Below are 14,093 nucleotides of genomic sequence, written 5' to 3'. Positions count from 1 at the left end.
CTACTGTTTCGTGATATAATAGAAGCAAAATCACAAGGAGACTTACATGACTTTATTTCAAGCAATTTTAGAAAAAATCAAAGCCTACGACACTATTATAATTCATCGCCACCAACGACCAGACCCCGATGCCATTGGTAGTCAGGTAGGGCTAAAAGAAATTTTAAAAACAAACTTCTCAGATAAAAAGATTCTTGCAACAGGTGTCAATGAACCTACCTTATCTTGGATTGCTGAGATGGATGAGGTGTCCGACAAAGATTATGAAGGTGCCCTTGTTATTGTTACCGATACAGCCAATACTCCGCGTATTGATGATGAGCGTTATGATAAGGGTGACTTTCTTATCAAAATTGACCATCATCCTAACGATGATGCTTATGGAGACCTGCTTCTGGTTGACACCTCTGCTTCAAGTGCCAGCGAAATTGTGACCGATTGGGCTCTCACTCTTGGTCTTTCCTTGTCAGATGCTGCTGCTCGTGTTCTATACAATGGTATTGTTGGTGATACTGGTCGATTCCTCTACCCATCTACAACACCTAAAACACTACAAATCGCTGCTAAACTTCGCGAATATGACTTTGATTTTGCATCTATGGCTCGGCAAATGGATAGTTTTCCTTTCAAAATTGCTAAACTTCAAGGCTATGTTTTCAATAATCTTGAAGTTGATGAAAATGGGGCAGCTCGCGTCGTCTTAACTCGAAAAGTTCTTGATGACTTTAATATCACTGATGCTGAGAGTTCTGCTATTGTTGGAACTCCTGGCCGTATTGATAGCGTTGAATCATGGGCTATTTTCGTAGAGCAACCTGAGGGCCATTACCGTGTACGTCTTCGTAGTAAAAGCATTGTCATCAATGAGATTGCCAAACGCCATGACGGGGGAGGCCATCCACTTGCTAGTGGTGCCAATTCCTACAGTTTAGAGGAAAACGAACAAATCTATCAAGAAATTAAGGACACTGTTGCCCATGCAACTCACTAATCGTCGGGTACGTCTCATGGGGACTATGATTGATGTCGCCATCTATCATGAGCAGCCAGAGCCTCTACTTGATCAAGTTGAAGCGCTGCTTAATCTTTATAATAAGCGTTTTTCTGCCAATGATGACAGTTCCGAACTCATGAAAATTAACAAGGCGGCAGGCTTACATCCTGTGAAGGTCCACCCAGAACTTTTTGAACTTATTTCTCTTGGAAAATGGCACAGTTGCCAGCCGGGCAGTCACCTTAATATTGCTATTGGACCTCTCATTCAGACTTGGCGAATCGGCTTTTCTGATGCAAGGCTTCCCTTTCCTGAAGAAATCACTTCGCTCCTAGATATTATTAATCCCAATGCTATCGTTCTATCCGAGAAACATCAAAGCGTCTTTCTCCAAGAAAAAGGCATGAAAATTGATCTTGGTGCTCTGGCAAAAGGTTATATTGCAGATCGTATTGCAGATTATCTTAAAGCTAAAAATGTTACTAGTGCTCTGATTAATCTGGGTGGCAATATCCTAACATTTGGACCAGCCTTACACAATCCTGATCAAAAATGGCGAATTGGTATTCAAAATCCTAAGGAGACTAGAAATACTAACCTTCTAGTACTTGCCATAAGAGATCAATCTGTAGTTACTTCAGGAATATATGAACGCACTTTTGAGATAGATGGCAAAACCTATCATCATATTTTTGATAGTCAAACTGGCTATCCAGTCTCTAGTGACCTAGCTAGTCTCACTATAATTTCATCTCTCTCAGTGGATGGCGAAATTTGGACCACCCGTTTATTTGGATCAAGTCTCGAAAGCATTTTCCAGGAAGTTAGCTCACAACCTAATCTTGAAGCAATCATCGTTGATAAAGAAAATCACTGCTTCCAGACAGCTGGCATATACAAGATTCGACTTTCCTAAAAAATAGTAAAAAAGACTTGTCAAGAAGACTAGCTTTTGATAAACTAAAATAGTTAAAAAAACTATGGTGCGGAAAGTACCATGGCAGAAAGGAAATATTTTAACATGAAAAAAGATATCCATCCAGATTACCATCCAGTAGTATTCATGGACACAACTACTGGATACAAATTCCTTAGCGGTTCAACTAAACAATCAAACGAAACAGTTGAATTCGAAGGTGAAACTTACCCACTTATCCGTGTAGAAATATCATCAGATTCTCACCCATTCTACACTGGCCGTCAAAAATTCACACAAGCAGACGGACGCGTGGATCGTTTCAACAAAAAATACGGTCTCAAATAAGCAACCTCTTGTTGTTAAGCCATTCCGATTGGAATGGCTTTTTTCTGTACTCTCAGCTATAATCTCTCCTTTATATTCAGAATAAAAAACAGCTTCCCAAGGGAAACTGTTTAATCATCTTATCCTGCTTTACCAATAGCCAAAGCCCAGATAAAGAAAATAGCAAAACCAAACAAGAAAATCAAACCTGCAATGGCAAGTCCTTTCAACCAAGCTGGAAGGTTTTTCTTCTCTTTTGTAACAAGTACATAGTTCAAAAGTGCAAAGAATGGTGTTGTAAGGAAAGAACCAATCATAGCGAAACGAAGCATTATTGCTACTTGACCTTGGAAGAGGAAAATAATGATAAGACTAAGAATAGATGTCAAGGTCATCCATACGTTCAGAGGTGTTGCATTGGACTCTTTCTTGTTAAACAAAAGACGAAGAGATGCTTCATTCACACGTGAATAACCATCAATAACTATAATTACAGTACCGAAGATACACAAGAAAGCAATGAAGGTAATCAAATAACGTGACCAGTCACCAAGTACTGATGCGTACATACCAACAAACTGAGCAATATACTTAGCTGAAGCAGCTTCAACAGGTTTACCGGTTGGATATTGGATAAGGGCACCAAGTGCTACAAAGAATACTGCAAGAATAGCTGTTCCGATAAAACCAACATTAAAGTCAAAGAGTGCGTCTTCGATATTAAAATCAACTGTTTTCTTTTTTTCAGCTGACCACAGTGAGTTGATGGCTGAAATCTCAATTGGAGCAGGCATCCATCCAAGAAGTGATACGATAAATGGAAGAGCGGCTAGCTTCCATGGTGATTTTTCAACAAAACTAGCGCTGTACTCCGGATGTTTGATTGCCGCAATAACAACTGCTGCTACTGTTGCAATCGTCAAAGCAGACATGATCCATTTAGCCATACCGTCAAGAAGTTTGTAACCACCAAATAGTAACATACCCCAGATAACTGCAACCAAAATAATTGACCATGTGCTAATACTCAAATCAAGCATTGGAAAGGCACTGGCAAGGATAGCTGAACATAGAATGGAAACTCCCGCTGTATTAACCAAGGCTGAAAAGACATTCAAGATGAAGAATACCCAGAGGTAAATTTTTCCCTTTTCAGCGTAACCTTCAACCAAAGTTTTTCCTGTATCTGCGGTATATTCCACACCAAAACGGAAGAACGGATACTTGAAGAGGTTGGCAAGAATAACTAGTCCTAGCAAAGCCCATCCATAAGAACCACCCGCTTGAGTTGATGAAACGATGTGGGAACCACCTACGGCAGCAGATGCCATTAGGATACCTGGTCCCATTGCTTTTATTTTACTACGCCAGGTAGACTGACTAGTTACACTTGTTTGTGACATAAAATAATCTCCTAAAACAAATTTTCAAAATAATCTGAATTCATAATTACCATTTTACACAATTGTTGGAATAATTTCAATAGCTTTTCACATATTTTCTGAAAAATCGGCTCTATAATTTCTGTAGTGGGTAAAACTACTGTAGAGATTATAGAACTTTTTAAGTATACACAAAAAGTCCCATAAGAACTATAATGAAAAGCGACTAAACCATCATTAGGAAGAACTCATGAGACTTATTAAGAATACCACAGAATTAAAGACCCTAACATCATTATTTCTTTTGTTTTTGAAACGGATACTCATATCGAGATTCAAGCAAAACTGGAATACCAATACTACTATGTCTGAAGAAACGTCGCTTCCAGTGTGAAAGTTATAGGCAAGTCACGGGGGCTGAGACATATATCGTTGAGAAAAACCACCAAATTTCAAATCTAGTCCGACAAAGAGTTACATAACTCCCTACTGTGAAGGTATCACTCACGGATATTGCCAGAAGACTTCATGTATCGACGTCCACTGTCTATCGCAAACTTGACCAGTTTAATTTCAAGGAACATTATGACAAACTACCAGCTGTTATGTCCTGGGATGAGTTTAGTTTCAAGAAAGGTGAACTCGCTTTTGTGTCTCAAAACTATGAGAACAACGAACTCATACCCATCCTCGATAATCGCCGCCAAACCACTATTCGTAACTTCTTTTTGAAGTATCCATTGAAAGTACGCCAAGAGGTAAGGTTTATCACGATGGACATGTCAGGAGCTTATATGCCACTAGTTCGAAGACTTTTTATAAATGCCCAAATCATTATTGATCGTTTCCACATCATCCAGAAGCTTGATCGATCCTTTTTAAAGAAAAGAATTGCCATTATGAACCAGTTTAATAAGAAGCTACTACCTTATTAAGATTTAAAAAATCACTGGTGACTCTTTCAAAAGGACAGCCGTAAGTTATCTTGTAAAGCATTTCATTCGAAAACCTTTTGTCAAACCTTAAACCCACATGAAGTCTTTGAGAAGACACTGGATTTCTCAGAAGAGTTCGCTAATTTTCACAACCTCTATCACCTTTAGGAAGCGTGTTTTCATCACTCTGAACATTCAAAAAGAGAAGATCTATATGGTCCTCTCTAGATGTGATCTTTTCGTCACCCACTACAGCTAACAAAGAGCAACTCTTTTTAGCTTATTTTACTTTAAACTTCGAAACCTTCTGCTACAACTTCAGCAAAGTTTTCTTCGATAATGCTAGCACAGTGATTACAGATAGTCGCGTTGTAGCTACGTTCTTTAGTAGTTGGATCAATACGACGACAACGGTCACATACTTCACCTTCAGCACGTTCTACTGTGAATGAAACACCTTGGAAGCTTACAGCAGATTTAGGAACATCTCCTTCAGCAATAGTTAGAGCTGAGACAATCAAAAGTTGAGCAAGGTTAGTATTCAAACTTTCAAGAAGTTCTTTTACTTCAGCATCTGGATAGATAGTTAAATGAGCTTCAAGCGATTTACCAATAACTTTTTCATTACGAGCTTCTTCCAAAGCTTTTTGAGCTTTTCCACGGAAGTCCATGAAGGCATTCCATTTTTCAAGAAGTGCATCTTGATTAGCAAAGTCTTCTGCTTCTGGCAACTCTGTCAATTGAACATAATCTTCATTTTCAAATTCAAGATATGACCAAATTTCTTCTGCAGTATGAGGAAGGATTGGAGTCAAGAGTTTTGTAATCTTAACAAGAATATCGTAGAAGACTGTTTGCATTTGACGACGTTCAAGTGATTTAGCACTCTCAATGTAAACGACATCTTTGGCAAAATCAAGATAGAAGGCTGACAATTCAACATTAATGAAGTTAACTAAAGATTTATAAATAGTCAAAAATTCAAAGTTTGCATAGGCATCACGAATACTCTTAACCAATTGGTTAAAACGAATAGTCATATATTGATCGACAGAGCGCAAATCTTCAAATGCTACTGCATCAGTTGTTGGATTGAAGTCAGAAGTATTAGCAATCAAGAAACGAAGTGTGTTTCGAATCTTACGATAAGATTCTGATACTTGGCTAAGGATATCCATTGAGATACGGACATCATTGCTAGTATCTACGCTTGTTACCCAAAGACGAAGAATTTCAGCACCAAATTGTTTCTCAACATCACTAGGAGCAATTGTATTTCCAAGAGATTTGGACATCTTTTCACCCTTACCATCAAGTGCAAAACCTTGAGACAAGAGTTGTTTATATGGTGCAACACCATGGTTGGCAACTGAGGTGATAAGTGATGAGTTGAACCAACCACGGTATTGGTCTGAACCTTCGAGATAGAGATCAGCTGGATATGTTAACTCTGGACGGTTTACAACAACACCATTCCATGACGATCCTGAGTCAAACCACACATCCATAATATCATTTTCTTTAGTGAACTCACCATTTGGTGAACCTGGATGTGTGAAACCTTCTGGAAGAAGATCTTTGGCATCACGTTCCCACCAAATAACTGATCCATGCTCTTCAAAAAGTTTAGCTACATGTTCAATCGTTTCTTCAGTCATGATTGGTGTTTTATCTTCAGCATAGAAGATTGGGAGTGGAACACCCCAAGCACGTTGACGAGAAATTACCCAGTCACCACGGTCACGAATCATATTGTAAAGACGAACTTTGCCCCACTCAGAATGGAATTTAACTTTTTCAATTTCATCTAAGATTTCTTGACGGAATTTAGAAACAGAGGCAAACCATTGTGGCACTGCACGCCAGATGATTGGTTTCTTAGTACGCCAGTCAAATGGGTATGAGTGAGTGATTTCTTCTTTCGCAAGAAGTAAATCTCCAAGTTTCTCCATAACAATCGGAGCCACTTTATCGTAGAATTGACCAGCAAAATCAGGACCGGCATTTTCCATCATGATTCCACGTTCGTTAACAGTTACTACAACTTCAAGACCATTAGCAACACCTACGTTATAGTCATCCTCACCAAACCCAGGAGCTGTATGGACGATACCTGTACCAGAGTCTGTTGTAACATGCTCACCAAGAATTACAAGTTCATCAACTTCACTATCCCAAGGGTGTTCTGTAACGATTTGATTTAATTCATCTCCACGGTAAGTATTAAGAACTTCTACTTCTTCCCAAGCAAATTTCTCAGAAAGACTATTTAGCAATTCAGAAGCAACAATAAACTTACGAGTTTCTCCAGCAGGTTTTACAAGAACATACTCAATATCTGCACCTACAGTCAAACCACGTGAAGCTGTCACTGTAAATGGTGTTGTAGTCCAAACAACAAAATAAGTATCAGTATCTAAAACACCTTTACCATCTTTAACCTTATTGGCATAGTAAAGAGATGTTGAAACCAAATCATGATATTCAATCTCTGCTTCAGCAAGTGCCGATTCTGATGACCATGACCAGTATACAGGTTTCGCACCTTGATAGATATAACCCTTTTTAGCCATTTCGCCAAAGACACGGATTTGAGCTGCCTCATAGTCTGGTGTCAAGGTAACATAAGTGTTTTCCCAATCAGCTGAAACACCAAGACGTTTGAAATCTTCACGTTGCTTATCAACTTGTGAGAGTGCATAATCACGACACATCTTAAGGTATTCAGCGCGATCAAGTTCTTTACGTTTTACGCCTTGCTTAGCCAATACCTGTTCAATTGGCAAACCATGTGTATCCCACCCAGGAATAAATGGAGCATAGAAACCAGACATTGATTTAGATCGAACAATGATATCCTTAGAAATTTTATTCATCGCATGACCCACGTGAATATTACCATTGGCATAAGGAGGGCCATCATGAAGTGTGAAGTGTGGTTTACCTTGATTCAACTCTTGACGACGTTGATACACTTTCGCTTCTTCCCACTCTTTTTGCCAGATTGGTTCTTTATTAGGAAGCCCAGCACGCATTGGAAAAGCTGTCTTACCTAGATTTAAGGTTTCTTTAAGTTTCATTATATCTCCTCTTTAATTTTTTATACTAAATAAAAAGAGCCTTCATCAAAAAAGGACGAAAGCTCGTGGTACCACCTTAGTTTAGAGCAAGTAACATTGCTCCCTCAAATGTCCGTAAGGAGGACCATCCTTCTAGCTTACTTAATTCAGCTAGAATGCTAGAAAATGATAACTACCCAAATAGGGAATGTAGGACTCACACCATCTCCCACTCGCTGTTAATATATTTGGAAAGTCTTATTTTTCTTATTCGCTAATATTTAATTTAAAAGTTTGTGTTTCATTAAGATTTTTTTCAACAGTTGCTTTTTGTTCCGAATCACTGTCCTCGTCTACAGGTGCAAAAATTGGAAAATCAACTACTTCACTTTCGAATGAATCTTCAATACCAAAATATACTGGAGTTGAAGTAATATCATTTGTTTCGTCAACATCAGGATTAGAGAAATCTTCAACTTGTTTATTGCTTTCAGCAACTCGACGTTGAAGTTCAGCCATTTCGTCAGGAGTGAATTGACGAGTCGCATCGAATGAAGTGGTATCATTTGAATCCAGAACATGTTCATCCAGCACTTTTTCAACAACTTCTTTAAAGGCAGCATCTGAGTTTTGCAGATAAATAGCTGTTGGTTGCAACAATTCCTCCCACTCTGGAGCACTTGCTAAGCTAAGTTGACCTTCAACTGCAGCCAAAAGACGTTGGTGGAAAACACGACTTTGACGTTTAAGCTCTTCAGTTTCAATAGCAACACGTTTTGCTTCATCAGTAGCATCACGAAGAATTTCAGATGCCTTAGATTTAGCTTCTTCGATCAAGCGTGTCGCATTAAAGTTGGCTTTGTTAATCAAGTTAGCTGATTCATCTGCTGCTGAAGCTTTAACTTTTTCAGCTGTTTCTTGAGCCAAGATAACTGACTGGCTCAATGATTCTTTCATTTCATCAAAATAAGCTAATTTTTCTTCAAGCTCTTTTACACGAGTAGTAAGTTCACGATTGTCACGAACTAGATCTTCATAATCATCTATGATAATATCAAGAAATTCATCTACTTCTTGTTCATTGTATCCACGAAATTTAGTGGTAAACTGTTTATCTTTAATATCAAGTGCTGTGATTGCCATTACAGGCCTCCTTTATTTTTTACCATTTCTTCAAGTTCTTTTACATGAGCAACAAGTTCACGATTTCCATGAACTAAATCTTCATAACCATCTACGATAATATCAAGAAATTCATCTACTTCTTGTTCATAATATCCACAAAATTTAGTTGTAAACTATCTTTCGATAATATCAAGAACTATAATTGTCATTACAGATCTCCTCAACTTTCATTAGCATCTCTGATGCTTTTAAATTAAATACCTACTTTTGTTATCTTAGAAGACTGTCGATGACGACCTTGGCTTTTCCTGATTTAGAAATTCCTTCTTGTTGAACTAGACGAAATCGGCCAAAACCTCTAACCGAAATCATGTCACCAATAGATATTATCTGATCAGATTTCTCAATTTGCCTATAATTAAGTTTGATTTTGCCTGAAGCAATTAGCTTTAAAGCATTTGAACGCGAAGTTTTTAATACTGTAGATAACACATTATCAAGACGCATACTAGAAAGCAAGACAAAAGATTGAGAATATTTTTCTTGATTTAAAATCCAATCATCTTTATTTACTTCTCTAAGCATAACCGAAACCCTACCGATTTTAGTAATAGTCATTATTGCATAGCTTGCTAGATGAGAAGCAATGTTAAATTGAACTCGGCCTTCTTCATCAAGAATAACATCTCCAAATACTTGACGTTCAAGACCAAGTTGATTAAGCAGTGCGCCTAAAATTTTGGGGTGTGTCAATTTATTAAATTGTCTAGCATAAGAAATCTCTAATCGTTTAATTTCAAAGTCATCTTCATCAAGTTCATAATAATCCGGAGCAAGAATCACTCTTCCATACTCTTCGTTATCAAAAGTTGAACTTACAAAGAATTTTAAATTATAGTAATTTGCTAAATCTTTGACAATCTGGATTTCACGAGGATTTAAGAAATCAGTCAAATAGGGGCTATACCGATCTTCAACTAATTGACAAAATCCCCTAACCTTTTCTAAAAAAAGACGTTCTTCTAACGAGTAATGTTGTTCAATATTTTTTGCTTCAAACATCAAAATAGGACAAGCTTAAGAATACTAAGAGAGAAATTTAACAAAAGTATAATTGCGATAATTGAAAAATCAATACCAGCAAAAACCAAATTCAGCCTACGAAATGGTGCAAGAATTGGCTGAACAATTTGTCTAATAGTCTTCCCAAGAGCTGTATCATAAGCTCCTGGAAACCAAGATAACAAGGCATAGATTACAAGGAGTATCTCTACCAAGTTAACAACACGTGCCCAAATAACATATAGTAATACAAACATGGCTTAACGTCTCTTCATGTCGAAGTCGAAAGTAGATTCTTGATTTCCATGACTCAAACCAATCTCTTCGATGTCAACAACAACGTTGATTGGTGTGAGCAAGTACATGGAAGAACCAACTCTTTGTAAGTTTCCTGTAAGTACCTTGCTAGCACCATCAATATAATCTAAACAACGGCGAGCTTGTGCTTCTAACATATATTGAAAATCAATTAAAACACATTCATTTTCAATTAAAAGTTCTACAATTTCTTGAGCATCTTCATATTTTTTAGGATATTTAATTGCAATAGTAGTTTTAGTTGTATTCATTTGTTGGGATCCCTGATTAACTTGTGATCGACTTGAAGGTAAACTACGAAGAACTTGAGTTGCCTGTACGTCTGATTTGATATGTTGGCGACGAGGAGGGACTGTTGCCTGAGGACGTTCAGGTTTAGGTTGTTGTTGAGGTGGTGTCTGCTCAGTTTTCTGTACTTTAACTGGACGTTCTTTAGCAACATCTTCATGATCTGTTACTTCGTCGGCATCAAAATATGAAACAATTTTTTCAATTGCATCTTTTATTGCCATAAGGTTATTCTCCGTTCTCTTTAAAGAATGCACTGCCTATTCTAACAAAGGTTGATCCATTCTGAATAGCCATGTCATAATCTCGACTCATCCCCATGCTTAGTTGATCACAGGGAACATTCTTTAGTTTTTTATCTTGAATTGATTGTCTAAGTTCATTTGTCTCACCAAAAATCTTATCAAGTTCTTGAGTATTCGCATCAATTGGAGCCATAGTCATTAGCCCTACTATACAAATTTTATCAAGATTTTTAATTTGATTTAGAACAGTGTCAAGTTCTTCAGGTGAAAAACCATGTTTCGACTCCTCACCTGAAACATTAACTTGGAGGAAGCAATTAATGGTATGATCCGCACGCTTTTGAATTTCCTCTGCCAATTTAACAGAATCCAAAGCATGAAAATAATCAACTAAATTAATAACATCCTTTACTTTTCGACGTTGTAAGCTACCAATAAGGTGCCATGTCAAATCATATTTTTTTAACGCCTGATACTTATCTAAAAATTTATCAACACGGTTTTCAGCAATGTGTTTAATTCCCGATTCAACCAATTCTTCAGCGATTTCACTTGAAACATACTTAGTTACGGCAATTATATTGACTTCTTCGCTAGAGCAATTAGCTTTTTCACATGCTTTCTTCACCGCCTGATAAACATCATTTTTATTTTCTTCTATAGTCATTATTAACGGTTTTTAAAGAATGGTGGTGTCTCCAATTCATCGTCATCTTCAACATCACTTGAGAATGTAGACATAGTCAATTGACTATCAAGTTCACCTGTCTTAGGACGAGAAATATTATCACGTCTCAAGTTCCAGTTTCCAAAATCTGACTGATCTTGTTGAGGTGCTGCCACAGTTGGACGAACTCCTGGTTGTGACATTGAATGTGTTTCATTGTAGTCGAAATTCGGTTGACGTTCAAATGAAGCTTGAGAACCTAGACGTTGTTGTTCTTGTGCAACTTGCTGAGTAGGAACTGACGATTGCGAAGGAGCTGTAGTCACTTTACGTGGTTGAGCTTTCATACCAGATACCTTTTCAGCACGATCTTGACGAACCCCTGTTGCAACAACCGTTACACGAATTTCATCTTTCAAAGTATCATCGATTGATGTACCAAGCCAAATATTAACACCGTTACCAGCAGCTTGACCAACAATTTCAGATGCTTCTTCTGCCTCTGTAAGTGTCATATCAAGGCCACCAGTTACGTTAACGATAACATCTTCTGCACCATCGATAGTTGTTTCAAGAAGCGGTGAATAGATTGCTTTGCGTGCAGCTTCAACAATACGTTCTTCACCAGAACCAATACCAATCCCCATAAGCGCATTGCCTTTATTTGCCATAACTGTTTTCACATCAGCAAAGTCGAGGTTGATTAAACCTGGGTTGGTAATAAGGTCTGTAATACCTTGTACCCCTTGACGTAGGACATTATCTGCTTCACTAAGGGCTTCAAGAAGTGGTGTTTTCTTATCAACGATTTCAAGAAGGTTGTTGTTAGAGATAATAAGAAGAGTATCAACTTGCTCACGCAATTCTTGAATACCTTCAATAGCGAAGGAACTACGCTTATTACCTTCAAATCCAAATGGACGCGTAACCACTGCTACTGTCAATGCACCCAAGCTTTTAGCAATACGTGCAATAACTGGTGCTGCCCCTGTACCAGAACCACCACCCATACCAGCAGTGATAAATACCATATCAGCTCCTGTAAGTGCCTCTGTAAGTGTTTCTTCACTTTCTTCAGCTGCTTTACGACCAACTTCAGGTTGACCTCCAGCACCAAGACCACGAGTCAATTTAGGACCTAATTGGATAACTGTTTCTGCTTTAGAAGAGCTGAGAGCTTGAATATCCGTGTTAGCTGCAATAAATTCGACACCAGAAAGACCTTCTTCAATCATTCGGTTGATGGCATTTCCTCCACCTCCACCGACACCAATAACTTTAATTACCGCACCCTGAACTGATGCGCTATCAAATGAAAAATTCATTTTATTTCCTCGCTTTTACTAGATTCAATTAATCAAACATACTTCCGAAGATTGCACGAACACGATCTCCAAGTTTTTGTTTTTGTTCATGATTTTCTTCATCAACCGGTTGAGGTACCTCGACGGTATTCTCAACTGGAATACGATTTGGTTGTGGGGTCACTCGAGGTGCTGGAGTATGAGTTCTATCAATACTCAAGGTAGGCGCCTCATTGTCGATAGGTTTACGACGAAGATACTCTTCACCACACACAGCTTGCTGAGCAATAATATCAACTTCTGTAAGGAGACCAACATACTCAACAAGACTAATTACATTTGCAAACATTGGATTACGGATACCAACTTGGTTAGGTATATAAAGTTTCACATTTGTCTCAAAAATTTCCTGAGCAACTTCAACTACACCTGGCATGATGGCCGTTCCACCTACAAGGACAATACCACCAGGCAAATCAAGTAGGCGACCTCGCGTCAAGTCTTGTTTAACTCTATCCAAGATATGCTTCACACGAGCCGAGATAATTTCAGCAAGATATTTCTCAGTGATTTCAACAGGTGAATTTTCACCTACAACCTCTACCTGAACAGTTTCAGTTTCACTTGCTTTTTCAATGTCAGCATTACCAAAATTAAACTTAAGCGCTTCTGCAATTTGCATAGATGTTTTTAAGACTTTTGAAATATCCTTGGTGATATATTCGCCACCCTCAGAGTAAATATTGGTAAACTGCAGTTCTTGAGCACGCATGCTTGCAACAGTCGTTTGACCACCACCCATATCAATAACAGTAGCACCAAATTCACGCTCTCCTTCATTCAAGACAGCACGAGTCATTGCAAGAGGAGAGATGATGATATTCTCAACCCGAATACCTGCACGCTCAACTGTCTTACGAATATTGTGAAGAATTGTTGTTGGTCCTGTGTAAATGAGGCCTCTCATCTCAAGACGAATCCCCATCATTCCACGAGGATCATGAATCCCTTGAAAACCATCAACGATAAATTCTTCAGGAACTAGTGAGATAACCTCACGTTCAGGTGTAATACTCTTAGTCAAGGCTGATCGAACAACACTTTCAACATCTTCATCTTTGATTTCTTTTGATTCACTTGTTACAGGAATCATACCTTGTGTAGGCTCAATTTGAAGAAGATTGGCTGGAAGCCCAACATTCACTTGTTCAATCACAATACCGGCTTTTTCTTCTGCTTGCTCAATAGCTGTTTTGATTGATTTTGCTGCAGCGTCAATATCAACAATGATGCCATCTTTCACACCAGAACTCTTAACATTACTTACTCCGATGACATTCATTGATCCATCAATAAACTCAGCAACAAGAACCTTAATCGAGCTAGTTCCTATATCTAATCCTGTAAAAAAGCCATCTCTAGCCATTCACTCGACCTCTCAATCTTTCCATTCAATATCTTTGTAAACTGT

The 14,093-nt window shown here is 38.1% G+C and carries 11 protein-coding genes, 4 pseudogenes and 1 other annotated feature; of the genes and pseudogenes, 4 read left to right on the top strand and 11 right to left on the bottom strand.

Features of this window, described 5'->3' with window-relative positions:
- Positions 1 to 46: 46 nt before the first annotated feature.
- The 3 genes from NSQ85_RS09895 (at position 47) to NSQ85_RS09885 (ending at position 2,258) form a co-directional block, all read left to right on the top strand.
- Positions 47 to 991 (top strand): DHH family phosphoesterase, encoded by a 945-nt coding sequence (locus NSQ85_RS09895; protein ID WP_179974440.1) that lies wholly within the window; start codon positions 47 to 49, stop codon positions 989 to 991.
- Complete coding sequence (locus NSQ85_RS09890; RefSeq protein ID WP_179974439.1) at positions 978 to 1,910, top strand: FAD:protein FMN transferase; 933 nt, start codon at positions 978 to 980, stop codon at positions 1,908 to 1,910. Before NSQ85_RS09895 ends, NSQ85_RS09890 begins: the two co-directional genes overlap by 14 nt.
- A gap of 105 nt (positions 1,911 to 2,015) precedes the next feature.
- The gene (locus tag NSQ85_RS09885) at positions 2,016 to 2,258 is read left to right on the top strand and encodes a type B 50S ribosomal protein L31 (protein ID WP_332057755.1); all 243 of its coding nucleotides are present in this window, start codon (positions 2,016 to 2,018) and stop codon (positions 2,256 to 2,258) included.
- 119 nt (positions 2,259 to 2,377) lie between these two features.
- On the opposite strand, the gene NSQ85_RS09880 is transcribed toward NSQ85_RS09885, so the two are convergent.
- The gene (locus NSQ85_RS09880) at positions 2,378 to 3,640 is read right to left on the bottom strand and encodes an NRAMP family divalent metal transporter (protein ID WP_340781761.1); all 1,263 of its coding nucleotides are present in this window, start codon (positions 3,638 to 3,640) and stop codon (positions 2,378 to 2,380) included.
- Between the two features lie 229 nt (positions 3,641 to 3,869).
- Between NSQ85_RS09880 and NSQ85_RS09875 the strand changes: the two are divergent.
- Positions 3,870 to 4,719 (top strand): annotated as a pseudogene (locus NSQ85_RS09875) (transposase); the annotation flags it as partial.
- A gap of 125 nt (positions 4,720 to 4,844) precedes the next feature.
- On the opposite strand, the gene ileS reads toward NSQ85_RS09875, so the two are convergent.
- The 10 genes and pseudogenes from ileS to ftsA all read right to left on the bottom strand — a co-directional run bounded on the left by ileS (position 4,845) and on the right by ftsA (position 14,048).
- A complete protein-coding gene (gene ileS, locus NSQ85_RS09870; RefSeq protein WP_179973143.1) occupies positions 4,845 to 7,634 on the bottom strand; it encodes an isoleucine--tRNA ligase in 2,790 nt (929 codons plus the stop codon).
- Positions 7,635 to 7,682: 48 nt separating this feature from the next.
- Positions 7,683 to 7,894 (bottom strand) — a binding site (T-box leader).
- The gene (locus NSQ85_RS09865) at positions 7,881 to 8,756 is read right to left on the bottom strand and encodes a DivIVA domain-containing protein (RefSeq protein WP_179974437.1); all 876 of its coding nucleotides are present in this window, start codon (positions 8,754 to 8,756) and stop codon (positions 7,881 to 7,883) included. It overlaps the preceding feature by 14 nt.
- 26 nt (positions 8,757 to 8,782) lie before the next feature.
- Positions 8,783 to 8,947: pseudogene (locus NSQ85_RS09860) on the bottom strand (DivIVA domain-containing protein); the annotation flags it as partial.
- A gap of 61 nt (positions 8,948 to 9,008) precedes the next feature.
- Positions 9,009 to 9,800, bottom strand: coding sequence for a YlmH family RNA-binding protein (locus NSQ85_RS09855; RefSeq protein ID WP_179972992.1), 792 nt, complete (start codon positions 9,798 to 9,800; stop codon positions 9,009 to 9,011).
- Positions 9,800 to 10,057 (bottom strand): YggT family protein, encoded by a 258-nt coding sequence (locus tag NSQ85_RS09850; protein ID WP_116920194.1) that lies wholly within the window; start codon positions 10,055 to 10,057, stop codon positions 9,800 to 9,802. The genes NSQ85_RS09855 and NSQ85_RS09850 overlap by 1 nt, the downstream gene beginning before the upstream one ends.
- Before the next feature lie 3 nt (positions 10,058 to 10,060).
- Complete coding sequence (locus tag NSQ85_RS09845) at positions 10,061 to 10,630, bottom strand: cell division protein SepF (protein ID WP_179972868.1); 570 nt, start codon at positions 10,628 to 10,630, stop codon at positions 10,061 to 10,063.
- Positions 10,631 to 10,634: 4 nt separating this feature from the next.
- Positions 10,635 to 11,318: a YggS family pyridoxal phosphate-dependent enzyme gene (locus tag NSQ85_RS09840; protein ID WP_179974436.1), complete on the bottom strand. Its 684-nt coding sequence runs from the start codon at positions 11,316 to 11,318 to the stop codon at positions 10,635 to 10,637.
- 2 nt (positions 11,319 to 11,320) lie between these two features.
- Positions 11,321 to 11,479: pseudogene (locus NSQ85_RS10775) on the bottom strand (cell division protein FtsZ); the annotation flags it as partial.
- A 158-nt stretch (positions 11,480 to 11,637) separates the two neighbouring features.
- Positions 11,638 to 12,643, bottom strand: a pseudogene (gene ftsZ / locus NSQ85_RS09835) (cell division protein FtsZ); the annotation flags it as partial.
- A gap of 28 nt (positions 12,644 to 12,671) precedes the next feature.
- Positions 12,672 to 14,048 carry a cell division protein FtsA gene (gene ftsA / locus NSQ85_RS09830; protein WP_116920190.1) on the bottom strand — a complete coding sequence of 459 codons (1,377 nt, stop codon included), beginning with the start codon at positions 14,046 to 14,048 and terminating at the stop codon, positions 12,672 to 12,674.
- Positions 14,049 to 14,093: the final 45 nt, after the last annotated feature.

The organism is Streptococcus sp. FSL L8-0526 (assembly GCF_038007145.1).
Classification (GTDB): domain Bacteria; phylum Bacillota; class Bacilli; order Lactobacillales; family Streptococcaceae; genus Streptococcus; species Streptococcus thermophilus.
The sequence above is the reverse complement of the archived record's forward strand: the minus strand, read 5'-3'. Positions and strand labels throughout refer to the sequence as shown.